The sequence below is a fragment of the Roseovarius arcticus genome (genome assembly GCF_006125015.1).
Classification (GTDB): Bacteria; Pseudomonadota; Alphaproteobacteria; order Rhodobacterales; family Rhodobacteraceae; genus Roseovarius; species Roseovarius arcticus.
The window spans coordinates 467,691-490,716 of record NZ_SZZN01000001.1 but is presented as its reverse complement, the minus strand read 5'-3'; the positions used below and the strand labels follow the sequence as shown (position 1 = coordinate 490,716).

The following is a 23,026-nucleotide window of genomic DNA, read 5'->3' as shown; positions in this document are numbered from 1 at the left end:
CTTGGCGCGAACCCGGTGAAAGGCAGCTTTGTCCCGCTCAGCAGACCTCCCTGCATAGCGCGGCGAATGGCGGCTTCTCTAATTGGGTGTCTGGGTCAAGCTCGTTTTCCTTCTTTTGAATGATCAAGGATCGTTTGTCCGGGTCACGCTTCTCTTCGCAGTCTGGTTTGGCGTTCGAAACGGCGCCGCTGCATGCATGTGTCGGATTGGAAGTGGAGAGCCCCGCTTTCCGGCGCGCTTCAAGTTGCGCAGCAGACATTTTCGGCTTCGTCCACGAACCTCGTCCGGATTGGACGATCCCGTCAGGTTGGGTGGTCGGCTACTTGTTCATGCCGTGCCTCCAACCTGTTCCTGACGGAATTCACTGCCGTCGATCCACATACGGTGAAGCAGAACGGCAAGCTTGCGGGCGACGGCAACAACTGCGCGTCGGCGACCTTTGGTGCGCATCAATCGCATGCCCCATGATTTAATCTGTGACCCTGCCATCGTTCGCATCAACAAAGCATTGGCAGCAGCATACAGAGTTGCGCGAACATCTCGGTCCCCGGCCTTTGATATTCGGCCGGGATTGTCATGTTCACCCGACTGGAAACGCCTCGGAGTGAGCCCAAAATGCGCAGCTACCGTGCGCGAGCGCCTGAACCGGTTAGGATCATCAACCGCTGCCTTAAATGTGAGGGCTGCAATCGGCCCCACCCCCGGAACGGTCATCATGCGCATGCAAACTTCGTCCTGCGATGCAGCACGCTTCACGCGCCGATCAAGTTCTAAGTAGTGTTGGAACAAGACCGCCCGCGCGTTGAGCAATGGAATGACCGCATGCGCAAGGACGTCATCCATCTCGATTATGGGCCGCACCAGACCATCAAAGGATCCGTGTTTCACTGTTCGGGGCAATCGCACGCCAAAGATCTTCAACAGCCCCCGCACCTCATTGGCCAGATCCATCGTCTTCTTGAGTAACGCCTTTCGCGTGCTCAAGAGCGCCCGTAGTCCATGGGCCTCCCGGCTCTTCATGTGAACAGGGCTGAACCAGCCTGTCCGTAAAATCTGGGCAATGCCCTTAGCATCCGTCTTGTCAGTCTTGTTCCGCATCGCAGACAAGGCGGCACTCACCTGCCGCGCCTCCATACAAACGACGTCGAACCCAGCTGATTGCAAACCAAAGAACAGATGTTGGCTCATTGCTCCGGCTTCAAAACCAACGCGTTCTATTGGGTGCTCAAAAGCTGCGAGACAATCGGCGATGTCCTCAACTTCGCATGGTAGCTCTCGTTCGAGATGAACTTTGCCTTTGTTATCGACGATACAAAGCGCACACGACCGGAGCGACACATCTAATCCAACATAATATTCCATCTTCTGTCTCCCTTGTTCACAGCTATGCTGTGATCCTATCGGGAGCTCGACCAAAGTGCAGGGTCAGCCCAATTACGCATGCTTCCCGCCCTTGGTGTCGGCCGTAGCGAACGGCCTATACCCGACATTCACGAGCCCCTCGGTTATTGCTCTGAAGCTTCAGCGAAGCGGATGGTGTGGATAGCTCCTGCTCCAACCGGCGTCGCAATGCGCCATACTGCAGTTGTTATCTACTGCTTATGAGAGGAGCTACCCAATGCAGGTTACAACAGTCGGCCTCGATCTGGCCAAGAATATCTTTCAGGTTCACGGAGTGACTGAGAATGGCGAAGTTGCTTTCAATCAAGCGTTGCGACGCGCACATTTGTTCGCATTCTTTGAAAACCTTCCGCCGTGTTTGGTCGGCATGGAAGCTTGCGGTTCCAGTCATTACTGGGCCCGACAGCTCAATAAGTTGGGCCATGATGTGCGCTTGATCCCGGCGATGTATGTGAAGCCCTATGTGAAGCGGGGGAAGTCCGATGCAGTTGATGCCGCTGCCATCTGCGAGGCAGTGACGCGTCCAACGATGCGTTTTGTTACAATCAAATCTGAAGAGCAGCAAGGTGTCCTTTTTCTTCACCGCGCCCGCGATCTGATCGTCCGGCAACGAACCCAGCTGAGCAATATGCTGCGGGGCTTACTGGGTGAGTTCGGTATCGTGATCGCGCAAGGGATCGGCAGCGCGATCAAGTTCGCAAAGAGTGTGCTGGATGGCGACAAGCCGGGTATTCCAGAAGTTGCCATCGACGTACTTAGCAACCTCAGCAATCAGCTTGTCGCTCTGCACCTCCGCGTGCGTTGGTATGAAATGCGCATGCGACTTCAAGCCAAGCAGGACCCCCGCGTGATGCTACTTCGGTCGATCCCGGGTGTCGGGCCCGTGACTGCGTCAGCAATTGTCGCAACGGCGGGGGATGCCAGCCAGTTCAAGAACGGTCGCGAATTTGCAGCCTGGTTGGGTCTAACCCCACTCAACCGATCAAGTGGCGGAAAGGAAAGGCTGGGCCGTATCTCAAAGATGGGGGACCGATATATCAGACGGCTGCTGGTCATTGGTATGACTTCGCGATTGAGGCAATTGAAGACGCATCCGGAACGCGTGGACCCGTGGGCGCGGGCCTTACTTGAACGCAAACCAACACGTCTTGCCACTGTGGCAATGGCAAACAAAACTGCTCGGATCATTTGGGCAGTCCTGACCAAGAACGAACATTACAGACCACGCACTACTTAAACTGAGGAGAACAGAACACACGAGACAGCAAGACCATTGAAATGATGGAGCACAGTCAGCCCGTCAGCCAAGACACCCCGTCGAATGTCAGGGACATCTATTGTCCGAGAAGCGGTTTGGGACTTGGTTTGCGGAAACCATCAGGGCCAGCGGCCGCGTGCGCCGCGTAAACAGGCCGGACACACGTCTGCTTCTGACCAGTGCCAAAATCAGTTTCAAAATTGTCTTGCTTTGCAGCAGCTATCCACACAGGAGCGCATGGACCATCAGAATATCGGCGGCGCTGAAAGAACCTGCCAGCCAAGTTGCGTCACCAAAGACATTAGCGAGCTGATCCAGCCGCGTTCGTATACGGTCATCGACCATAGCGAACCGCTCGGTCTGCCAACTTTTTTCAGCCTCGAAGTATTTCACGTAATCGCGTTCCACGATGGGCGGCTCGACAGTGTTCAGAGCGGCAAACATCCAGCTGAGGGCCTTGGCCCGAGTAACGTTGTCTTCGGACAGCAGGCGCGCGTTTCGTTCCGCGATATAAAGGACGATGGCCCCGGATTCGAACAGCACCACTTCACCGTCTTCATAGGTGGGTATCTGGCCAAAGGGCTGAAGTGCGAGGTGCGCCGGTTGCTTCATATCCTCAAAGGCCACAAGGCGCACACCATAGGGCTGACCGGCTTCTTCCAGCGCCCAACGGATACGCATGTCACGAGCGAGGCCCGCGCCCTTGTCAGGAGACGATTTGAAAGCCGTGATGGTTGGCATCTTCGTTCACTCAGCCCTTCGTATTCTGGTTTTCTGTATGCGCTTTAAAATTGTCGAGGATCGCCTGCCAGCCGTCACGCTGCATGTCGATGGCGTTTTCGGTCTCAACGTCGAACGTGGTTGTCACCTTTGTGCCCCCTCGCACCGCCTCGAACGTGGTGCGCGCCTTGCGTCCGTCTGTCATCGTGAGCGTCAGGGCCTTCTTGGGTTCCATTTCCTCGTAAGTCGCCTCGAAATCGTGTCAATCGGCGCTGAATACTGACCCCATATCGGCATCCAATATTGACCCCCTTGTGGTGTGTTGATCAGGGTCTGTCCCGACTTAGCTGATCAAGTTGCGGAGGCGGGATAGACCTTGATCGGTTGGGATCAGGCGCGGTTTTTGAAGCGCCAGGACTCGTTTCCGGTTTCGACTATCTCACAGTGATGCGTAAGCCGATCGAGCAGCGCGGTCGTCATCTTGGCATCCCCGAATACCGACGGCCATTCACCGAAGGCGAGGTTCGTTGTGACGATGATGGATGTGCGCTCGTAGAGTTTGCTGATCAGATGGAACAGCAGCTGCCCGCCCGCTTGGGCGAAGGGCAGATACCCCAACTCATCAAGCACGATGAAGTCGAGGCGTGTCAGGTAATCGGCGGTGCGCCCCTGCTTTTTAGCGCGGGTCTCGGCATCGAGCCGGTTCACCGTGTCGATGACGTTGAAATAGCGGCCGCGTGTGCCATTGCGGATCAGCGCCCGGGCAATTGCGATCGCCAGATGCGATTTTCCGGTGCCAGTGCCGCCGATCAGAACGACATTGCGCTGGTCGGCCACAAAGGTGCCGGTGGCGAGATCGCGCACCAGCCCTTCGTTGACCGGCGTGTCCGCAAAGTGGAAGTCTTCCAGATCCTTCGCGAGCGGCAGCTTCGCCACGGTGAGCTGGTATTTGATCGAGCGCGCCTGCTTCTCGGCGATCTCCGACTGCAGCAGATCTCCCACGATGCGCGGCGGCTCGAACTGGCGCTTGATGCCCGTGGCCATGACCTCGTCATAGGCACTGCGCATCCCGTAGAGTTTGAGGGTTCCCATCAGTTCCAGAACCTGGGTGCGTTCCATAGCGACTTGTTCTCCTGAGGCTGTCATAGCGTGCGCAATCAGCCACGGGCTCGTGGGTCAGTCGCAACGCGGTGGGGGTGAGAAGCAATGGCGGTGGTGTATGATCCCGGCTGCGGGCGAGGATGTTGATGATCACCGGCGCCGAGAACACGCCTTGTGCCAGCGCCTCCTGACAGGCCGCCTCGACGGCGACAATGCCATCACCAGCGACACAGCCGAGAATGGCGACCATCTGACGATCACCGTCGCTGACGCTCTTGAGTTTGCGCCGCACGTCGGCCATCGCAGTTGGCAGCACCCAGTTCTGGAACGGTGCGCCATTGCGCAACGCACCGGGTTTACGCGCCAGCACAGGGACATAGTGCCAGGGATCATAGACCGTCTCGTTGCGACCGAAGCAGCGGGGATGTTCGGCCACGACAACGCCATTTTGTCGGATGACGATCTTCTCGGCATAGGCGTGGACTTCGACGGGCCGCCCGACGGCTGTTGAGATGACCGAATACTTGTTGTTGTCGAACCTGACGAGGCACGTCTTCGACACCGAAGCCGGAACTGAATGAAACCCGTCGAACGGGCCGACATAGGGCACGAGGGTCGCGCGTTCCGCTTCGAACATTTGCCAGATCATCTGATCACTGCGCTCGGGATGCTTGTGCGCCTTGGCATAGGCGATGCACTTGTCGAGTAGCCAGACGTTCAGCTCGTCCAGGCTTTTGACCCGAAGCCGGGGCGTGAAAAATCGCTCGCGAACAAGGCCGACCTGGTTCTCGACCTGACCTTTCTCCCAGCCGGACGCCGGGGTGCAGGCGACCGGCTGAACCAGATAATGGCTGCACATCTGCAGAAACCGCCGGTTATAAAGCCGCTCCTTGCCAATGAAGACTGCCTCGACTGCTGTCTTCATATTATCGTAGATGCCGCGCGTGCAGGCCCCTTTGAAAAAGGCGAAGGCGCGCTCATGCGCGTCGAACACCATCTCCTGGCTCTCACGCATATAGGCCCGCGCGAACATCATCCGACTGTGACACAGCCGGACATGTGCGACCTTCACCGTCGTCGTGACGCCGCCGATCAGCACGATCTCATGGCTCCAGTCAAACTGGTAAGCCTCGCCCGGCGCGTAGTAGAGCGGCACATATGCTTCCGCTGCAGCTGACCCGCGCGCCTTCGACCATGTCTTGGCATAGCGTCGAACTGCGTCGTAGCTGCCTTCATAGCCAAGCGCCCGAACTTCCTCATAGATCCGGATCATCGTCAGCCGTTCACGCGATGGTTTGCCTTCATTGGCCACCAGGAACCGGTCGACCTCAGCCCGCCATGGCCCGATCCGCCGCATCGGCTGGTGTTCCCGCTCGTATGTGAAATCGGTCTCGTCCGTTCGCAGGATCTTGCGCACCGTATTGCGCGACAAATGCAACTCCCGGGCGATGCGCTTCATCGACCAGCCCTGCACATGAAACGCCCGACGCACCCGCGCAATCGTATCCACTCGCTTCAACTCCCCCTCCATCCGCTGCCGCACAACGGATGGTTAGATGAAACATGAGGGGGGTCAAAATTGGACGCCGATTACCCCGTCAATGGGGTCAGTTTTGCACGCCGAAACACAGTCCGAGGTAGGGGGGAAGTCTGGCCTCAACCCTATTTGAGCAGCAAAAGCCTCAACAAGGTAAAGTTAAACGCGCGCAGGGGATCAATATCGGGCATGGTTTATGCCTCCTCTTCAACCTTTTGTTGTTCGACTGACTGACCAAGTCGCAAGATCACAAATTCCGCAGGCTTCACCGTGGCCAATCCGATATGGGCGATGACCCGTCCCGCGTCGATGTCCGCCTGAGTTGTCGTCTCTGCGTCGCATTTCACGAAATAGGCTTCATTGGCGGTGGCCCCCATCAGTGCGCCGCTGCGCCACAAAGTGTTCAAGAACGCCCCCACATCCCTGCGGATCGACTTCCACAGCGTTTCATCGTTGGGTTCAAACACTACCCATCTGGTGCCCCGCTTGACCGACTGCGACACCATGATGACCAGACGGCGGACGGGGATATACCGCATATCACTTTCCGCCTTGGCCAGAGTGCGCGACCCCCACACCTTGATCCCGTCGTGGAACATGCGGATACAGTTGATGCCAAGAGGGTTGAGCTGTCCCTGTTCCGTCTCAGTAATCCAGCGGGTAAGTCCCGTCGCACCCTGCAGAACCATATTTGCTGGCGCCTTATGCACGCCCCGCCGCGCGTCGGTCAGGCCAAACAACCCGGCCAGATGGCCCGAAGGTGGTTGTTCGACATTTGCATCGCCGGTCAGGACATCTCTGACCTTGATCCAAGGTGTAAAGACGCAGGCATGGCCCCGTTCTGCTTCGGGGGGATGCAGCCCTTTTTGCGCCCCTTCGCCCAGCGCAGATTTGGCAAATTGCGCCAGTGGGTCGATCTTGCGCGCTGTATCAAGGATCGCCATGCGATCGCCCCGATTCTCACACGCGCCGATCATCACATCATGGCTGGAGACATCCGAGAACCCGGGCGCAACTAACAGACTGATATCTTCATGTACATCCAGCGGCTCCAGATGCTTGTCCGTGATAGATGCCGCTCCCTTGCCCAGATTTACGACGTAGCATCTTCTGCCACCATTGGAAAAGAAACCCGACACCGCATTTGCCAAGATATTGCTGACTGGTTTTGCTCCATCGGCCTCTTGCGGCAAGAACTCACGGCGAAATTCCAGATAACTGTTTATCGCTATTGGCTCGCCCTTTCGATGATCCGCTTTGGGCGCGTTGCCCAGAATGGCAGCAACGGAGGTGCCGACCGCTTCTATCGGGCGCGCACCAGACAGGACATCCTCTACATAAACACCAGGAGCCTTGTATATTGTCATCCGGATCAGTTCCTTTGCTGGGCCTGTCGGCTATCACGGGGGCCGGGCACAGATGGGGTTGCAGTGATGTCAAAGATCAACGGTTCCTCCACGATGCCCGCCGCCGCACGCACAGGCAAATGGACCACATCGCAGGCAAGGTGGAATGCCCCCATCGTGTGGTCCTGTTTGAATGTTAGTGCATGGTCGGTCTCTGGTCTATTGGAACGATGCTCTTCGGCGCCGGTGGACGATACCCCAAGGCGCTGTGCGGCCTGACTGTGTTGTAGTGGCGCCGCCATCTTTCGATCAGGATCAGAGTCTCGCGCAGTGTGGTGAAGACCTCCCCGTCCAGCAGCTCGGTCTTAGGTAGAAATTGCACCAATTCGCCGACTGGATCGTTCGGTCCGGTTCGGCTTGAATTGGCACATGTCAGAGCCATTGATTATCCAGACATTTACACAGAAAAGGTGCCGCGCTCGCGGTTTCCATGGATTGTGGGACGCACCCCATCCTCGGCCCAAAGGCCCCAGAACCCCCTCTATATTTAAAGCCTCGGCGATCTTCTTTGGAGAAAGTCCTGCGGCATAGTCAGTAATGACCCGGCCCACCACATTGGCTTCGGTCGGTTCGGTCTTGCGGTCACCTCTGATCGGCTCGCCGGACGCAGTGAGATGGCCGAATTTCGAATGCATTGTATATTCAGGATCCACCAAGCGCCTACACCGTTTGCCGCGTCTCAAGTTTGTGGTTAACGAACCGCGCTTTTACGTGCCATCCATGGTAACAGTGACTAGTGCGTTAATTTATATTGACCTCAAGAATATGTGGTCAGTTTTAGGAAAGGTTTCGAATGGTTGGGTTTCGCAATATTAAACATGGCAAGCCCGAAAAACAAAGATGTGCCCGTTGCTATGCGACTGGTCGTCTCGCATGTGAGACCTGCGGCGGCAGGGGTGAAGTCACCGTGGGTCGCGACATCTATGGAAACTCCAAAACGGCTCGGTGTAGTGGATGCCTCGGTACAAAGACCATACGGTGCAGGAACTGTGGCGGCGAAGGATACGTCTGATCTTGCCATTCTTCTCCGGGTAGTTTTCAGTTTTCACGCCCGCAGGTGAAACTGTCCGCTGTATAAGTCTTGCAATAGATCGCTTGCGATGGAAAAAACCCACGGCGAGTGCCGCGAGCGGTTGAAAGGTGGGGAGTAAGAGCCCGCCCATGATTGTCGCGGCGGACGCGGCAAGCAGGATAAGCATAAAATCATGCCGGATACTTGATGTGATCGTATCCGCGATTGCCAATTCTATACGCTTGGCGAGAAGCGGGCCCTGAAACGCGTTCGACAGCCGCGAGATGAGCACGAAACTGTTAAAAGGCGAAAAGGCAATCGCTACATGTCCTGTTTGCACGCCTGCAATGCGAAATGCATAAGCAAGAGTCCCTATCAGGTGGATGACGAAGGTCAGCAGAAGAATAAGTGTCAGCTGCAGAGCCAAATTTGTCTCTCTTTTTTCGACCGGCGATGCCACATCGTTGATTGAAAACCCAATGACTATGCGCTCGTTTACTCGCCGCCAAGAACATACTCTTGGTAGCCCTCGCACCTTTGCGAAAGTTGATTTTGGCGACCGGTCGCTGCGAGATGATAAGCGCTGTCATTACTCATTTCGGCACGCTGATGTCTTCATAGTAGCGCACGTCGAGAGACAACCGACTGTGCGTCTAGTCGGGCTCCAGCGGGGCCGCACCGAAAATGAACGATTTTGCGTAATGCTCCTGCATTCCAAAAGACATGGTTGCAATCAGGTTAATTAAAGGTCCGATTCGGACTTTCCACAAGCCGCGGAGAAACTGGAGGTTGAAATGATTAAGAAATGATAAACTTAAAGGCGAAGAAAGATGTGTCTGGATTTTCGCCTAACGCAACATTTGGATATACCCAGTAAGGTTGTGGTAATTTTAAGGCAAAAATGAGATGAAAAATTGACAAAAATTACAAAAAGTCCAGTATTAGTTAGCTAGCTTGACCGCTTGTGGATACCCCAGAAGTTGCTTTTAAGCGCTAGCATTATGAACGGGAGTCAGCCATGAGGACCGTGACATTCCTCCGTGCAACTGTAGCAGTTGCAAGTTTAGCTTTTGTTTCCAACAACATCCCTTCCGCGTCTCACGCGCAGCAAAAATATAATATGTGTGAGCTGGATAAGATACCTGCGGACGTCATCCAAAGGGTGAGCAATCAGCCTAACTTCGACGACATTCTGGCCCAAATGTTTCAAACATGTCCAACTGTGGCGCTGACATTGACTGAAGCCGCAACGGCATCGATCGGTTCGAGTTCTGCCAGCGACAGAGACGGCGGCGAAGGCGACAGAGACGGCGGCAGCGACGGCGAAGGTGGCGACGGCGAAGGTGGCGACGGTGGCGACGGCGAAGGTGGCGACGGCGAAGGTGGCGAAGGCGAAGGTGGCGAAGGCGAAGGCGAAGGTGGCGAAGGCGAAGGCGAAGGCGAAGGCGAAGGCGAAGGCGAAGGCGAAGGTGGCGAAGGCGACGGCGAAGGAGGCGAAGGTGGCGAAGGCGAAGGTGGCGAAGGCGACATTTAAATAGAATTGACTGTGTTTTATGGCATCAAATGGAGAGGGTGTCGCAGTCGGCGCCCTCCAATTGCTTTAACTCCTTCTTTTTCAGACTCTGACGCCTCACCAAGTGGCAGTAGACGTGGCCGTGGGGCGCTCTTTGATAATACCCCCGGAGAGCACAGCGTGCCAGCTACCTGGCGCTAAGGGGTTTTGCAGCTTCAAAAATGTGTACCCAGTTTTCTTCCAAGGTCTTATGTCTTTGTTCAGATTGTCCAGAACAAGGTCTCCCTTCGGGGTTCTGAGTACCAGCACCGCATGACTGTCCAGGTGTCGATCCAAGACCGTGGCAATCAACAGATTTTTCGAAGCAACGCCATGCTCGATAAGTGTCTTCTTCTTCAGCAATACAAAATCTTCGCAATCGCCACCACGCGCAGTAGGCAACGTCCAATACTCGTCGCGCCCATATTGGGTTTGGTCTGCGATCTCGCGGGTTCGTCGGTTAACCTTGGTGTTGACAGATGCCGCCAAGCGGATCAGGGCGCTCTGGCTGATATTGGGTTGGCCCGAGGTAGCGCAGGCCCATCTGTATTTCGTACACAGACCAGACGCCCCAGGAGGTGCAGAGGTCGCGCTTTGGGCAACAAGAAATGGCCCGCCACCGCTACCGGCAAAAGCGGACGAAAAACCAGTAAGGCAGATCAATGAAATTATGACAATAACCCCAAGAATCAATCTCTCTTTTATCTCGAGAACCGCTTGCGAGGCAGCATTCGGCATATCGCCAGTTCCGCCAAGCATCACGTTAGCGTGACCAACATCGCGTCGCGAATTTAAAGGTCTGCTAGATATAGTGCCAAAAGAAATCATCTATTCTTCCTCAATCGTGTTTCAGACCCGCATCTGAATGTCTCTTGAAAATTAGGCCATTGAGTGTCGACAAGGTGAGCGCCGAAAGGCTTTGTGTTGCCGCCTGCTTGGGGCACTGATGTGGCTGTAGGCGACTAAGTCAACACGCCTAGCGCCGAATAGTCCGATTTTATTTACGACTAGCTACACAGGCCGATCAAAATTTCGGCTTGGTCGGGCCAATTCGAAACCTCGGCCTGCGAAAAGAAGGAGGTGATTAGCTTAGAAGGGAAGGTCTCTGGTTCGAGGCGTTCAAGATTGTACTGAGTTGCCAGATTTTCGCGCCCTTCCCACCATTAATTGCACGGTGGCTCAACGGTCTGGTTGCCCTAAAGCGGCCGGATTCTTTCTATGTCACTGCTCGCTCCCCTCGTGGCTAGTTAGTTTCGCGGTAAGCCGAGTAGATACATCACAAGACCAAGTTCGGAAACCACAGTTTACCCAGTTGGCGAAACGCCGCCTTTGCAGGATTGGCGGAGCCTCGAAACGGACGCCTCCGACAAGGTATATCGCCAAGTTAGAGCGTAGCGTCCAAATGGGTCACCTACGCTTGCCGTGTAACCTGCCACGGCCTTTGAGACAGACCTAGTTGTTTTGCTCGTGACCTTGCTTCGAGTGCCTAACCTATTCTTGCAGATGCATCGGATTCAGACGTTTCGGATGTAGCCAAGTCAACACTTAGTATCGGTGGCAAGGTTTCGGCCCAAGAGGTTTCACCGTCCTGTTCGAGCGCAGGCCCGCCTCACAGTTGTTGAACTAGAGCCTCAGCAATGCGGCTGCCGCTTCCGCGTTCTCGCATGTTTACAATTGGCCTCTGAATGGCGAAAGCCGGGGTATTGAAGTTGTGAAGTCGTATTATTCCAAGGGTTTACAATAGAAGATAATAAAGACAGAGGTTACTGGCCGCTATTGCTGCTTCGCAAGTCATGATAGGGTCCTGTACCAACGATTTGTCGACAGAGACAAAAAAGGCAATCTGCCGGGCCTGAATGGGAACAAGGTATTTTATGCGAGTATTGGTTCCGCTGTTTATTCTATGCACAAGTATGGCGAGCGCCACGCCGGATTGCGAGGAACCTGCGCAGGCGCAATCATACGGTCTTATGGCGTATGAACCGCCCACAGATTTGGCGGTAATCTCCGGGGAAGAAGCCGCCACTGCCAACCCTAAACGAGAGTTGAAAGTCTCTCCAAGACCACGGCTGCGCCCTTGCAAGTTTCGCCAGATCGAAATCGGACGAGAAAAGATGCGTAAACGCGGAGCGGTGTGTAGCGACTGGACCATCGTCGGTGAAAACCGCAAGCCCTTTTCAGGGAAGCTTCGGGGATGCGGCATTGCCGAACCTGTACGCATCAGCATTGTGTCTGATGTCTTGCTCAGCCAGTTGGCGATGATGGATTGCAAGACGGCCGTCACTCTGAAGACTTGGCTGGAGAACACGGCAAAACCGGCCTTTGCGGATCAGGGAGGTGGTCTGAAGGGATTGCGCCTGTCCGGCCACTATGCGTGCAAGACGCAGAACAATCAGCCCGGCAGGCGTCTTTCCGAGCATGCCCATGGCCGTGCCATCGACATTTCGTCCTTCATATTAATGGATGGTACGGTGATTACCGTGCGCGACGGTTGGGCGAACAAAGGGACAGAGGGAGTTATGCGTGAGCTCCACGCAGGTGCCTGTGGTTTATTCGGTACGGTGCTTGGCCCTGACGCCGACCGCTATCACAAAGGTCATTTCCATTTTGATTTGGCGCGTCGTCGCGGTGGATCTTATTGCCGATAGCGACCTAGCTCTGCTCCGGCACCAGTTCGACCAGCATTCCTGTATCCTCGACCTCTTTCGCAGTGACCTTGCTCAAATGAACCAACGTCGGATTTATTAAGACCAACTGATACTCATCAAGAGGTCAATATCCGTTGGCCGCCGCCGGGGCTAAGGAGGCGCGCCTTGCGGCGCAGGAAGGGTTAATCTCGACCCAATGCGCTCACAGCCAGCCCGAACTTGTCTGTCACGATCTCGGCTCGTATATTTGTGCAGCGCGTCTAAGCTGTCCAATGTCATGATCAGCAGGTGACAGCAGTCTCTTGGCAAAATGACCCCAACCGGATGTAACGCAATTCAATGCCAGAATTTTGGTAGGATCAGCGCACCACATGAACCGAACAATGCGCGTGGCGCACGACGCGCGACGCCGTGCTGCCCAAAAAATAGTCGTCCAAGCCCGGGCGGTGCGAGTCCAGCACTATGCAATCAACCGCGTTCTCCTCGGCCCAATCCAGGATGGCGCGGCTCGAATGCCCCTCAATGACCACGGCGCTGCCGCCCTTGAACTGGGCTGCCAGATCGATAAGCTCGGTATAGATTGCCGACTTCAGGTCACGGGCATATTCCGGCGGCACATACTTGATGGCATAGCTGGGAATATGCTCTGTAACATGTAGCAGGGTGACTTGTGCGCCCTTGTCCGCCAGCGTTTTCGCTACCCGGATCGAATTTGTCGAATCATGTTCAACTTCAAACGACACCGCCACCAGAATATGTTTGTACATTGCTATCTCCCTGAATCGCGGATTCCGCCAAAAGCACACCCTATCCAAGATACCGATCGTCATCGCACGTGAAAGACAATTCTCCGCCTTGAGCCGCTTGACGACGAACCTTTTTCAGGTCGGTATGTAGCGCAGACAAGGATTCTCACTGCGGCTTCAGGTTGAAGTGGCTAGATTAAAAGCGTGACCAGAACCGTCAGGATGCAGCAGATCTGGTTCATAAGACCACCGATCCGCAGGAAATCCGTGAACCAATTAAGATCGGTTCCTGATCTTCACATCGATGCTTGCTTACTGACATGACCTAAAGCGTGACTGTCCGCTTCGCCAATTTTGGATTTAGGCATGAAGCACGCAGCGAAAGTCCGCTCCCCGCCTTTGTGTCGGATAGGTACGAACGGCCCTAAGCTGCCTTTGAACTAGCCTTCCGACGCCGCAGTGCAGCTTTCGCATTGCTGCCATTCGTGCATCATGCAGCATTTCGTTGAGTGAAACGTCGGTCAGCGGACAGACCGGCCGTTGAACTCCGCAATTTGAGAGTCAGCTTTGCCGAAATGGGCTCAACCGGCTATGCTGCTCACCATTCAACAATTGGACACCGGCATGCTTGAAGTGGATGAAGAGATAGAGACCGCTGAGCGGCTTCGGGAACTCCTGCCCACCGAGGGATTTGTAAACACATTCCTCAAAGTGAGTGATCGGTTGAACGACGTTGCGCGGTCATTTATTGGGCTTGCGCCGTTCGTCATTGTCGCGACCAAGGCATCCGGGGGCTTGATTGATATTTCACCCAAGGGGGACCCCGCCGGATTTGTCGAAGTCTACGACGACAAGACGCTGATTATTCCAGACCGGCTCGGTAACCACCGGGTCGACGGATTCCAGAACCTTTTGGAAGACGGGAATGTTGCGCTCTTGTTCATCGTGCCGGGTCATGGCGATACCCTGCGCATCGCAGGCAAAGCACGGGTCGTCAGAGACGCGGCGATCAGCAAGCGGCATTCCATCAATGGCAAGGAGCCCTTACTTGCCTTGGTGATAGATGTCGAAGAGGCCTTCATGCATTGTTCTAAATCGTTTATCCGGTCTCGTTTATGGCATCCGGACTATTGGCCCAAACGTAAATCCGCACCGACACTTGCCGAATGGGTGATTGAGACGGTCGAACGAGAACAAACGCTTGAGGACGTCCAGGATGATCACAGCACAGATGAAGAAGCGCGGCTTTATTAATCCGGGTGCTTTTTACCGCCCGTTGCCGGCATTGGGAAGGTCTTTAGACCGCAACCGCTGATGTCACTATTGCTGGGATTGGCACGCGCCATTCTGGACCCTGTCCATGCTTTTCCAGTATCTTGGATACAACTGCCGCCCGGATGGCAGCGGCGTTTGAAGCCGGTTGAGGGCGCAACATCGCACCACCTCTCGCCGTTCCCTCTCGAAAGAAATCATATGGCGCACCGGGGTCAGTGACCTGCCACTCCGAAGCGACCATAGACTGGCGACAGTCGGTAAATCCGGCGGCCTTAAGAACGTTAAACGCCAAAGTGGGATCGGCGTAGTCATTCGCACCAGGACCCGGCGGTAGTGCGATGTCTTTAGAGCCGTGTTCACCGATGGCACCAAAAACATAACCAAGTGCGGTATCTACTTCAGGCCCACACCAGACCGAGAATGCAAGCCGACCGCCGGGGCGTAGGACGCGACGGGCCTCTGCGATTACCTGTGGGGGATCGGGCACATGCGGCATTCCGAAGCCGATCGTGACGGCATCAAACGACCCGTCGTCAAAACTCAGGGCCATCGCATCGCCTTCAATGAACTTAGCCTCCGGGACAGCAGCGCGGGCCAAGTCCAGCATGGCGGTAGAGAAATCAAGCCCCACCACCTGTGCCCCGGCCCTAATCAGACCGGCAGCTACATTGCCGTGACCGCAGCACAGGTCGAGCACTCTTGTGCCGGGTTTGGTTCTTACAGCTTCGATCAGACACGGCACCACCATATCCGCTGCCTTTGCGAAAACCTGCGCATACGATCGGGCCACATGCGAATTCGCCCACTCGCGTTTTTCCAAAGCTGCGAAGGTGTCGGTTTCTTTGGGCTCAGACATCTATTCGACCCCCTTACATGCCTTCCAGTGGGCATCTACAAAGACCGCGTGTCAACAGAGCTGAGTAAAGCAAACGTTCGCCGCGTTACAGAAAGTCGTCAAGAAAGGGCTCACACCGGACCTCGGATGCGGCGCAGCATTTCGTGATAGGGTTCAGTGTCAACGTCGGGTTGTCGGTGTGGGTGGGAATGGCGGACGGGAGGAATTGTCATGCATACCCCGAACTTACCGGCCATTCGCGCCCTTCGCCCCGCCTGGAACAAGGGCCGTATCGTAGGCCAGAAGCGACCATTGAAACCCAAGCATGTCTGGGCGATCCGCGTCAGGCTTGAGTTGGCCGAGAACCATCGCGACCTTGCACTGTTCAATATGGCCATCGACAGCAAATTGCGCGGCTGTGATCTTGTTCGCATGAAAGTCGTCGATGTGATGGCATCAGGACAGATCAAAGAACGAGCATCGGTCCGGCAAAGCAAAACTCAAAAACCGGTGCGGTTCGAGATTTCCGAAGGCACCCGCGCGTCGGTTGCAACGTAGATGGAGGACCGGCTGATGGTCGGGTCTGAATATCTTTGGCCGGGCCGTTTCCATGATCGTCCTCATATCTCAACGCGCCAATATGCCCGGATCGTGCGCGACTTGGTCTCATCCATTGGGTTGGAAGTGAGCGCCTATTGCACCCATTCAATGCGGCGCACAAAGGTCACCCAAATTTACAAGAAGACGGACAACTTGCGCGCCGTTCAACTCCTGTTGGGGCATACAAAGATGGACAGCACCGTCAGATACCTGGTTGTCGAGCTTGAAGACGCTCTGGTAATTGCAGAAGCCATTGAAATTTAAACTTCGGGGCCGTCCGTCAAGGACGGCCCATTGCTGCCGTTTGCGTTACTCCCAAGTCCCGCGTTGCAGCTTTCGCAAGACAGACATTGATCCGTTTCCGCCGCATCATTAACGCCTATGATCCGCTCCGTGGGACTTTTCGGGCACTGGGCTGCTTTGGCCAGTGATCGTTTCATTCAGGCATCACCGTGCATGTAACCAATAATCAATTCTGAGATCTTGGCATGGATGCTGGCGCGGGGATGTCCTCCGGCGTCGTCGCAAAGCGCTTCCAGCTCCCGTTCGCTTTCGAGCATCCGTGGTCCTTTAGGCTTACACTCTGCGAGAGAACTGAAATGAGTGGCGTCCGGAACCACGCTGTATCGCGCGGTTGAGATCAATTCCGCCGCAGACCGGTGTCAACGCCGGGTGTGACTATCCCTTCATCGCCAAGGTTCGTCAGCGAAAATTCACCTACTGATGTTTCCACGTGGGAACATTCTGCGACAGCAAATGGTTTGGCAGCAGGAGGACCCGACATGACTCTACGCTTTGAACAGATATTGGCCGACGGTGTCGCCGAATGCTCTTACCTGCTCGGCGACGATTCCACTCACACCTGCGCCGTTGTCGATCCGCGTCCCGACGTGGGAATCTATCTCGAGACCGCACGCCGTTTCGGCATGGTCATCACCCATGTCTTCGAGACCCATATTCATGCCGATTTCCTCAGCGGTGCCCGTGAACTGGTGGACCGTCTGGGCGGTCAGGCCAAGCTCTGCGTAAGCACAGAGGGTGGCGCCAAATATGGCTTTGACCATGAACCCGTGCGCGATAGCGACGAATTCACCTTCGGCGGCATGCGGATGAAGGCACGCTTCACCCCCGGTCACACGCCGGAGCACTTATCCTACATGCTCTACGACGGCGACAAGGACACGCCTTGGGGCGTCCTCTCCGGCGACGCCTTCTTCGTCGATAGCGTCGGTCGGCCCGATCTGCTCGGAGACGATCAGTCCGAAGAGCTGGCCGAGAAGCTCTTTCACACGGTGCGCAAGATCTTCATGGACCTGCCTGACGATGTCATCATCTATCCCTGTCACGGCGCGGGTTCGGCCTGCGGACCGGACATCGGCGACCGGATGTCCACCACCGTCGGCTACGAACGGCGCTTCAATAGCTATGCCAAAATCGAGGACCTGGAAGAATTCAAAGAGGCGATTCTGGGGGACGCGCCCCCAGTCCCGACGCACTATCCGCGCATGAAGAAGGTGAATGCCAAGGGCCCCGAGGTCTTGCGCAACCTGCCACGCATCCCCCCCTTGGGTGTCGACGATTTTGCCGGGCTGGCCGAAGAAGGCGCGCAGCTGCTCGACGTGCGCGACATGATGGGGTTCGGTGGCGGCTTCGTCAGCGGCAGCCTCAACATCGGTGCCCGGCCGGAACTGTCGGTCTGGGCCGGTTGGTTGCTGGACCCTGAGCGCCCGATCTACCTCGTGACAGAGGACGACACCGAGGTGAACGACGTGCTGCGCCTGCTCTGGCGCACCGGGTTCACGGACTTCGGCGGCTACCTCGCCGGTGGCATCGGCGCCTGGCGTGAGGCCGGGCGCGAACTGGCGCAGATCCCGCAGATCTCGGTGCATGACTTGAAGGACGCCAAGGGTGTCACCCCGCTCGACGTGCGCAAGCCTGATGAATGGGAGGGCGGCCACATCCCGGGCGCAACCCATGCGTTCCTGGGCGAGCTGTGCGACAAGCTGGACGACCTGGATAAACCCAAACCCTACGCTACTTATTGCGCCAGCGGTTTTCGCGCCAGCATCGCATCGAGCCTGCTGGTCCGAAATGGGTTTACCAACATTCGCAACGTGCCCGGAAGCTGGAAGGCCTGGACCGCCGCCGGCTACGAAACCCAAAAACCAGACTGAGGAGAATATCCATGCAAGATACAGTTAAAATCAATGACCGTTTCACGATCGCCAAGTTCGCGCCCGAAGCCGGTCAGATCCGGCAAGCCGCGCAGGAAGGCTTCAGATCTCTCATCAACATGCAAACCGATGACGAGGAAAAGAAACTGAAGATGGCGCCCGACCAAGAACGGCAAAAGGCAGAGGACGCCGGTCTGGCCTTCCTTCATCATCCCGTCGATGGCGAGAAGTTGTCCGAAGACCTCGTCGACGATTTCCGCCGAAAGGCCACGGACCTGCCGGCGCCGGTGCTGGTGCATTGCGCCTCTGGCAAGCGGTCCGGCGCCTTCGTGATGATGCACATCGGCAGCGAGCAGGGGATGACCGGCGAAGAAGTCGTCCAGAAGGCCGAAGAGATGGGCTTTGAATGCGACACGCCCGAGCTCGAGGACTTCGTGAAGAACTACGTGAACAGCCATAACGGGAAATGACCCAACCTTACCGAGGGAGACAGGCTGAGCAGGGACGGCCCTGCCGTGTCCCCCTCGGTCTGCCCGCACAGCCCGCTCAAGTCCAGGCGCTGTCCGGAGCAAGCCATGCGCAACGTCAGGTGCTCCTCGATATCACGCTGACCTGTCCATTTCGCTCAAGGTACGCTTCCTCGACTTCCGAGAGATCCCGTAAACTATTGAGGCGCAACTACTCCGTGATGTCTACCCGAAATGAGCTTTCTTGAACGCCTGAAAATCGGCCTTCCCATTGCGAACAAGGGTTATCGGGCGCCATTTCACGAGGCGCGAGACGATCATCGAATGCGGTGCCAACCCGCCGTCTGTCGAGAGATTTAGTCAGGTCTGGTTTGTTCGCAACTGGTAAGGCCGTGGGCCTGAGCATCTATCCGCTCTCGGGGCAGCCGAATAGCCACGTGGAGCCCAGTCTGATCTAACTTCCGCTCGAAGCTACCCCTAAGCCTACTTTCAATCATGACTTGCATTAGCTGGGTGCCAAAACCCACGCGGGTCGGCTCCGGTGGGGGTGTCACCAGAGGGGCAGCGTGAAGCTCCTCCCATTCCAGAACCACCTGCTCCGCAGCTTCGTCAAAGTTCGCGTTAATGGTAAGTCGGCTGTCGGCGCATAGATCATTGTGTTTAAGGGTATTGGTGGCCAGCTCATTCAGGATGAGCGCCAACGGCATGACGCTCTCGCAATCAATCATCAGATCGATGACATTGATTTCTACCCGATCTGGTTCGGGGAAAATTTCGATAGCCTCACGAACTAGGGACGACAGAGTTGCCCCTTCAGTGGCGTTCTCAATCGAGAGCCGATTGGCGTTGCCTACTGCAACAAGTCGTCCAAGGAACGCTTTGTCGAGTTCATCTTTGCTTTGAGCCGCGCGTGAGCAGCTGCGATAAATGGAGGTGAGCACGCTCAGGCTGTTGCCTACTCTGTGGGTCATTTCGCGACGCAGGGTTTCGCGACCTTCTGCTTCTTGCTTGCGGTGGATTGCAACGCCAATTTGGCTGCCGACGGTTTGGATCATCCGAAGGATATCTGCATCCAATCTCGCTTTCGAGGAACCGAAGAACTCCAGAATGGCGCGAATTTCGCCGCCCTGCCGCACTGGCAGGGCGACCGCTCTCACCAAGCCGATCTGCTCAAAAGCCTTGCTCCTCAAAAAACGCTCTGATCTTGTGACATCATCGAGAAATTGTAGCTCGCCACTCTCCCAAGCTAACCCCGGCAATCCTTCTCCGGGAGTAAATCTCAACAATTCTGTGGCTTTTACGGCCGCCTCAAGTCGCGAGCTCGCCAAATGCCAGATACCTGTGGGATGCAGGCGGGCATTGTCGCCTTGCCCCCGCACCACTTGAAGGTGTCCAGCATCCATGCTGGCTACGGAACAGACAGTATCAAGGCAAAATTGAATAAATTCATCGAGGGAAACGTCTTCGAGCAACTTCTGCGAAACTGCAAGAAGAGCGTCGCCTTCCCGTGCCCGAAGCTCCTGCCGCTCTTCGGCAACATGTCGGAGTGTGATGTCGCGAGCAATCTTCGATGCGCCAATGACGTTTCCATTGGCATCTCGGACAGGTGAAACGGTTAGTGAAATTGGAACAAGGGTTCCGTCTTTGCACTTACGAACGGTTTCGAAATGAGCGATTTTTTCGCCCCTGCTCAAACGTGCGATGAAGTCTTCCTCCTCTGCAACGCGGTCAGCGGGAAAAAGCATCGTTATCGGCTGACCGATCGCCTCTTTGGCGGAATAGCCGAAAAGCTGTTCCGCACCGGGGTTCCAACTTTGGATAAGGCTATCGAGCCCCTTTGTAATGATGGCGTCGTCAGAACCCTCTACGATCGCGGCAAGGTGCTGCTGGACGCTTTCGCGCGTATCCACTTTTGCAATCCCTTAACGATACTGAATATATCGAGCATATCTATTTTAAGGTGATATGCAAATAAATCGGGCAATCAAGCGACGATCAAATGCTTCACCGCCTCTCCCCACATGGGCAACCATCACCTGACTTGTCGAATAAAACAGAGAAACGGAAGTAAAGCCACTTTAACTCAGCGTCCGCTCATGACCTGTGGGTCAGATTCTCCGCGGATGCAGCGAAAGTCCGGTTCCCGCCCATCTGTTGATTGCACTTGGTAAGGGACTGTTGCGTTGTTGGTGCTTCGACATGGATACGATGAAAGACGGCTTCGGTGAGAGTGGGTATGAGTGAAGGGGTTCGGGTAGAACAAGGAGAAGCAAAGCATCACCACCGAGACGAAAGCGAATGGCATCGGTACGGGCACACTTACCTGGAATAAATGCCCGTACCGATTTCGGCTATTTAATGCCCTGCATGATGCTTGCAAGATACGTTTGGATTGAAGGGGTGAAGTACCCCCATCGGGTTCTCGCGGAAAAGCCATATATGCTGATCGTAGTGCGGCATAAAGTTATGGGCTTCGTCGACTTCGGTTTCGGGGTTGTCGGCCATGGCATCCCAAGCCTTGCCATTGATTTCCGGCACAGGCCTTTGGGTGTCCGTCCATGCTGACTGCCACACCAGATTCTCGACGCCAACCAATTCGAGAGTTCCACCTGCCTGAGGTTCGTAGAGCAAGATAGCAGGGCGCATCCAGTCTGTATGTGTCCCATTGCCATCTACCTTGGGCTTACCGGCGGTGATACCCAGCAGTGCCGGATGGATGTAATGAATCCCCATCCCCCCACTCCGCTGGTAGCCCTTCAGCGGCAGCCTCCAAGGAATGCCCCCACTGAAGTGGTCCACCTTTTGGGATAGAATTATCCCGTTTTCAGGAGGACGACGAGATGGCTGGCAAGCGAGAGAAGCCCGAAGATATTGTGCTGAAGCTACGGCAAGTTGAAGTGCTGCAAGGGCAAGGGCGGTCGACGGCGGAAGCGGTGCGTCAGATCGGTGTGACGGTTCAGACCTATTATCGATGGCGCAAAGAATATGGCGGCATGAACCGCAATCAGCTCAAGCGGCTTAAAGAGCTGGAAACAGAGAATACTCGGCTCAGGCGTGCGGTGTCGGATCTGACACTGGACAAGATGATCTTGACTGAGGCCGCACGGGGAAACTTCTAAGCCCTTCCCGCCGCCGTCGGTGCATTGATCATGTGCGGCAGACCCTTGGCGTATCTGAGCGCCGGGCCTGCCGCACACTCGGGCAGCATCGTTCGACACAGCGCAAGGAACCTTGCGGCTTGCCGGACGAAGCGCGGCTAACCGAGGACATCATTGCACTGACGGAAGAGTTCGGACGCTACGGGTACCGCATGATCACCGGGATGTTGAACAACAGCGGATGGCATGTGAATCACAAGCGCGTAGAGCGAATTTGGCGGCGCGAAGGGCTGAAAGTTCCACAAAAACAACCCAAGAAGGGGCGGCTCTGGCTGAACGACGGATCTTGCGTGAGGCTGCGGCCTGAGCGCCCAAACCACGTTTGGTCGTATGACTTCGTCCAAGATCGCACACACGATGGGCGGGTCTACCGCACACTGAATATCATCGATGAGTTCACGAAGGAGGCGCTTGTGATCAGAGTTAAACGTAAGCTCAATTCAACAGACGTGGTCGACGCCTTGACCGATCTGTTTATCCTGAGAGGGCCGCCAGAATATATCAGATCGGATAATGGCGCGGAATTTATCGCAAAAAAAGTGCGTGCCTGGATCGGGGCAGTTGGCGCGAAAACCGCTTTCATCGCGCCAGGCTCACCATGGGAAAACGGATACTGCGAGAGCTTCAACTCCCGCTTCCGCGACGAGCTGCTGAACGGGGAGGTCTTCTTTACGTTGCGCGAGGCTCAGATCCTGATCGAAAGATGGCGCCGCCACTACAACACAGTCAGGCCACACAGCGCCTTGGATTATCGTCCACCGGCACCAAAAAGCATCGTACCGATAGACCAGAGACCGACCATGCATTAACATTTAAACTGGACCACCCGATGGGGGCACACCACGTTCCTTTCGCGGATTTCATTGATCGATCATTGTGACAATCTCATAGCAATATTTTTAGGGCACACAACATAGCAGCCCTTTGTCCGCGACGCAGCATTGGGTAAAGAGGGCTCAGTGCAGACATGCGACGACGCGGCAAGCATCCTGATTGTTCTGGCCGTCTGATCGACGTTAGCGGACCTTTTCAGCCGTTCGCCAATTGGCCCGATGCCGCATCGCGGAGTTCCCCAAAAAGCGCCATCCATCCGGCGCGCAGGTTTCTATGTGCTCAGAGGTCAGCAGTGCGTACAA

General features: G+C 55.7%; 20 protein-coding genes and 3 pseudogenes. 8 read left to right on the top strand and 15 right to left on the bottom strand.

Features of this window, described 5'->3' with window-relative positions; translation table 11 throughout:
• Nucleotides 1–327: 327 nt before the first annotated feature.
• Nucleotides 328–1,362, bottom strand: coding sequence for an IS110 family RNA-guided transposase (locus MK6180000_RS02400; RefSeq protein ID WP_138933275.1), 1,035 nt, complete (start codon nucleotides 1,360–1,362; stop codon nucleotides 328–330).
• 256 nt (nucleotides 1,363–1,618) lie between these two features.
• On the opposite strand from MK6180000_RS02400, the gene MK6180000_RS02395 reads away from it, so the two are divergent.
• Nucleotides 1,619–2,638 carry an IS110 family RNA-guided transposase gene (locus tag MK6180000_RS02395; protein WP_138933274.1) on the top strand — a complete coding sequence of 340 codons (1,020 nt, stop codon included), beginning with the start codon at nucleotides 1,619–1,621 and terminating at the stop codon, nucleotides 2,636–2,638.
• Nucleotides 2,639–2,878: 240 nt separating this feature from the next.
• On the opposite strand, the gene MK6180000_RS02390 is transcribed toward MK6180000_RS02395, so the two are convergent.
• From MK6180000_RS02390 to MK6180000_RS02355, 8 genes and pseudogenes are all read right to left on the bottom strand, one after another.
• Nucleotides 2,879–3,400 carry a glutathione S-transferase family protein gene (locus MK6180000_RS02390; protein WP_138933273.1) on the bottom strand — a complete coding sequence of 174 codons (522 nt, stop codon included), beginning with the start codon at nucleotides 3,398–3,400 and terminating at the stop codon, nucleotides 2,879–2,881.
• 10 nt (nucleotides 3,401–3,410) lie between these two features.
• Nucleotides 3,411–3,626: pseudogene (locus MK6180000_RS02385) on the bottom strand (SRPBCC domain-containing protein); the annotation flags it as partial.
• Nucleotides 3,627–3,769: 143 nt separating this feature from the next.
• The gene (istB, locus tag MK6180000_RS02380; RefSeq protein ID WP_138933271.1) at nucleotides 3,770–4,498 is read right to left on the bottom strand and encodes an IS21-like element helper ATPase IstB; all 729 of its coding nucleotides are present in this window, start codon (nucleotides 4,496–4,498) and stop codon (nucleotides 3,770–3,772) included.
• Nucleotides 4,431–5,999, bottom strand: coding sequence for an IS21 family transposase (istA, locus tag MK6180000_RS02375; protein WP_138933270.1), 1,569 nt, complete (start codon nucleotides 5,997–5,999; stop codon nucleotides 4,431–4,433). Before istA ends, istB begins: the two co-directional genes overlap by 68 nt.
• 212 nt (nucleotides 6,000–6,211) lie before the next feature.
• Nucleotides 6,212–7,384 (bottom strand): phage tail sheath family protein, encoded by a 1,173-nt coding sequence (locus MK6180000_RS02370; RefSeq protein ID WP_138933269.1) that lies wholly within the window; start codon nucleotides 7,382–7,384, stop codon nucleotides 6,212–6,214.
• A gap of 175 nt (nucleotides 7,385–7,559) precedes the next feature.
• Nucleotides 7,560–7,730: pseudogene (locus MK6180000_RS02365) on the bottom strand (integrase core domain-containing protein); the annotation flags it as partial.
• Entirely contained in the window at nucleotides 7,729–8,058 is a 330-nt protein-coding gene (locus MK6180000_RS02360; protein WP_246040588.1) for a recombinase family protein, read from the bottom strand. The gene MK6180000_RS02360 and the pseudogene MK6180000_RS02365, both read right to left, overlap by 2 nt.
• A gap of 267 nt (nucleotides 8,059–8,325) precedes the next feature.
• Nucleotides 8,326–8,862, bottom strand: a complete 537-nt coding sequence (locus MK6180000_RS02355) for a lipid II flippase family protein (RefSeq protein ID WP_171054503.1) — start codon at nucleotides 8,860–8,862, stop codon at nucleotides 8,326–8,328.
• 591 nt (nucleotides 8,863–9,453) lie between these two features.
• Between MK6180000_RS02355 and MK6180000_RS20490 the strand changes: the two genes are divergently transcribed.
• Nucleotides 9,454–9,969, top strand: coding sequence for a hypothetical protein (locus MK6180000_RS20490; RefSeq protein ID WP_212751863.1), 516 nt, complete (start codon nucleotides 9,454–9,456; stop codon nucleotides 9,967–9,969).
• 96 nt (nucleotides 9,970–10,065) lie between these two features.
• Here MK6180000_RS20490 and MK6180000_RS02345 read toward each other — a convergent pair whose 3' ends face one another.
• Nucleotides 10,066–10,815 (bottom strand): transglutaminase-like cysteine peptidase, encoded by a 750-nt coding sequence (locus MK6180000_RS02345; protein WP_246040400.1) that lies wholly within the window; start codon nucleotides 10,813–10,815, stop codon nucleotides 10,066–10,068.
• Nucleotides 10,816–11,900: 1,085 nt separating this feature from the next.
• Here MK6180000_RS02345 and MK6180000_RS02340 point away from each other — a divergent pair.
• Nucleotides 11,901–12,635 carry an extensin-like domain-containing protein gene (locus tag MK6180000_RS02340; protein WP_212751862.1) on the top strand — a complete coding sequence of 245 codons (735 nt, stop codon included), beginning with the start codon at nucleotides 11,901–11,903 and terminating at the stop codon, nucleotides 12,633–12,635.
• 359 nt (nucleotides 12,636–12,994) lie between these two features.
• On the opposite strand, the gene MK6180000_RS02335 is transcribed toward MK6180000_RS02340, so the two are convergent.
• Nucleotides 12,995–13,402 carry a universal stress protein gene (locus MK6180000_RS02335; RefSeq protein ID WP_138933266.1) on the bottom strand — a complete coding sequence of 136 codons (408 nt, stop codon included), beginning with the start codon at nucleotides 13,400–13,402 and terminating at the stop codon, nucleotides 12,995–12,997.
• 570 nt (nucleotides 13,403–13,972) lie between these two features.
• Between MK6180000_RS02335 and MK6180000_RS02330 the strand changes: the two genes are divergently transcribed.
• Nucleotides 13,973–14,635, top strand: a complete 663-nt coding sequence (locus MK6180000_RS02330; RefSeq protein ID WP_138933265.1) for an MSMEG_1061 family FMN-dependent PPOX-type flavoprotein — start codon at nucleotides 13,973–13,975, stop codon at nucleotides 14,633–14,635.
• A gap of 43 nt (nucleotides 14,636–14,678) precedes the next feature.
• Here MK6180000_RS02330 and MK6180000_RS02325 read toward each other — a convergent pair whose 3' ends face one another.
• The gene (locus tag MK6180000_RS02325; protein WP_138933264.1) at nucleotides 14,679–15,512 is read right to left on the bottom strand and encodes a class I SAM-dependent methyltransferase; all 834 of its coding nucleotides are present in this window, start codon (nucleotides 15,510–15,512) and stop codon (nucleotides 14,679–14,681) included.
• 210 nt (nucleotides 15,513–15,722) lie between these two features.
• On the opposite strand from MK6180000_RS02325, the pseudogene MK6180000_RS02320 reads away from it, so the two are divergent.
• From MK6180000_RS02320 to MK6180000_RS02310, 3 genes and pseudogenes are all read left to right on the top strand, one after another.
• Nucleotides 15,723–16,355, top strand: a pseudogene (locus MK6180000_RS02320) (tyrosine-type recombinase/integrase).
• Nucleotides 16,356–16,873: 518 nt separating this feature from the next.
• Nucleotides 16,874–18,265: an MBL fold metallo-hydrolase gene (locus tag MK6180000_RS02315; protein WP_138933263.1), complete on the top strand. Its 1,392-nt coding sequence runs from the start codon at nucleotides 16,874–16,876 to the stop codon at nucleotides 18,263–18,265.
• Nucleotides 18,266–18,276: 11 nt separating this feature from the next.
• Entirely contained in the window at nucleotides 18,277–18,735 is a 459-nt protein-coding gene (locus MK6180000_RS02310) for a protein tyrosine phosphatase family protein (RefSeq protein WP_138933262.1), read from the top strand.
• A gap of 115 nt (nucleotides 18,736–18,850) precedes the next feature.
• Here MK6180000_RS02310 and MK6180000_RS20940 read toward each other — a convergent pair whose 3' ends face one another.
• From MK6180000_RS20940 to MK6180000_RS02295, 3 genes are all read right to left on the bottom strand, one after another.
• A complete protein-coding gene (locus MK6180000_RS20940; RefSeq protein WP_342777694.1) occupies nucleotides 18,851–18,943 on the bottom strand; it encodes a YetF domain-containing protein in 93 nt (30 codons plus the stop codon).
• Between the two features lie 145 nt (nucleotides 18,944–19,088).
• A complete protein-coding gene (locus MK6180000_RS02300; RefSeq protein WP_138933261.1) occupies nucleotides 19,089–20,642 on the bottom strand; it encodes a PAS domain S-box protein in 1,554 nt (517 codons plus the stop codon).
• Between the two features lie 445 nt (nucleotides 20,643–21,087).
• Complete coding sequence (locus MK6180000_RS02295) at nucleotides 21,088–21,465, bottom strand: hypothetical protein (RefSeq protein ID WP_138933260.1); 378 nt, start codon at nucleotides 21,463–21,465, stop codon at nucleotides 21,088–21,090.
• A gap of 107 nt (nucleotides 21,466–21,572) precedes the next feature.
• On the opposite strand from MK6180000_RS02295, the gene MK6180000_RS02290 reads away from it, so the two are divergent.
• Nucleotides 21,573–22,699 (top strand): IS3 family transposase gene (locus MK6180000_RS02290; protein WP_138933259.1). Its coding sequence is split into 2 segments (ribosomal slippage): nucleotides 21,573–21,837 and nucleotides 21,837–22,699, totalling 1,128 coding nucleotides; the frame shifts between segments, so codons are not numbered across the junction.
• The last annotated feature ends 327 nt before the right edge of the window (nucleotides 22,700–23,026 follow it).

What these genes read in the sequence shown, in the direction of transcription:
- MK6180000_RS02390 (WP_138933273.1), bottom strand. Translation starts at nt 3,400, where the DNA reads ATGCCAACCATCACGGCTTTCAAATCGTCTCCTGACAAGGGCGCGGGC.
- MK6180000_RS20490 (WP_212751863.1), top strand. Translation starts at nt 9,454, where the DNA reads ATGAGGACCGTGACATTCCTCCGTGCAACTGTAGCAGTTGCAAGTTTA.
- MK6180000_RS02325 (WP_138933264.1), bottom strand. Translation starts at nt 15,512, where the DNA reads ATGTCTGAGCCCAAAGAAACCGACACCTTCGCAGCTTTGGAAAAACGC.
- istB (WP_138933271.1), bottom strand. Translation starts at nt 4,498, where the DNA reads ATGGAACGCACCCAGGTTCTGGAACTGATGGGAACCCTCAAACTCTAC.
- MK6180000_RS02395 (WP_138933274.1), top strand. Translation starts at nt 1,619, where the DNA reads ATGCAGGTTACAACAGTCGGCCTCGATCTGGCCAAGAATATCTTTCAG.
- MK6180000_RS02345 (WP_246040400.1), bottom strand. Translation starts at nt 10,815, where the DNA reads ATGATTTCTTTTGGCACTATATCTAGCAGACCTTTAAATTCGCGACGC.
- MK6180000_RS02340 (WP_212751862.1), top strand. Translation starts at nt 11,901, where the DNA reads ATGGCGAGCGCCACGCCGGATTGCGAGGAACCTGCGCAGGCGCAATCA.
- MK6180000_RS02310 (WP_138933262.1), top strand. Translation starts at nt 18,277, where the DNA reads ATGCAAGATACAGTTAAAATCAATGACCGTTTCACGATCGCCAAGTTC.
- MK6180000_RS02360 (WP_246040588.1), bottom strand. Translation starts at nt 8,058, where the DNA reads ATGCATTCGAAATTCGGCCATCTCACTGCGTCCGGCGAGCCGATCAGA.
- MK6180000_RS02370 (WP_138933269.1), bottom strand. Translation starts at nt 7,384, where the DNA reads ATGACAATATACAAGGCTCCTGGTGTTTATGTAGAGGATGTCCTGTCT.
- MK6180000_RS02295 (WP_138933260.1), bottom strand. Translation starts at nt 21,465, where the DNA reads ATGGGGATTCATTACATCCATCCGGCACTGCTGGGTATCACCGCCGGT.
- MK6180000_RS02315 (WP_138933263.1), top strand. Translation starts at nt 16,874, where the DNA reads ATGACTCTACGCTTTGAACAGATATTGGCCGACGGTGTCGCCGAATGC.
- MK6180000_RS02335 (WP_138933266.1), bottom strand. Translation starts at nt 13,402, where the DNA reads ATGTACAAACATATTCTGGTGGCGGTGTCGTTTGAAGTTGAACATGAT.
- MK6180000_RS02330 (WP_138933265.1), top strand. Translation starts at nt 13,973, where the DNA reads ATGCTGCTCACCATTCAACAATTGGACACCGGCATGCTTGAAGTGGAT.
- MK6180000_RS02400 (WP_138933275.1), bottom strand. Translation starts at nt 1,362, where the DNA reads ATGGAATATTATGTTGGATTAGATGTGTCGCTCCGGTCGTGTGCGCTT.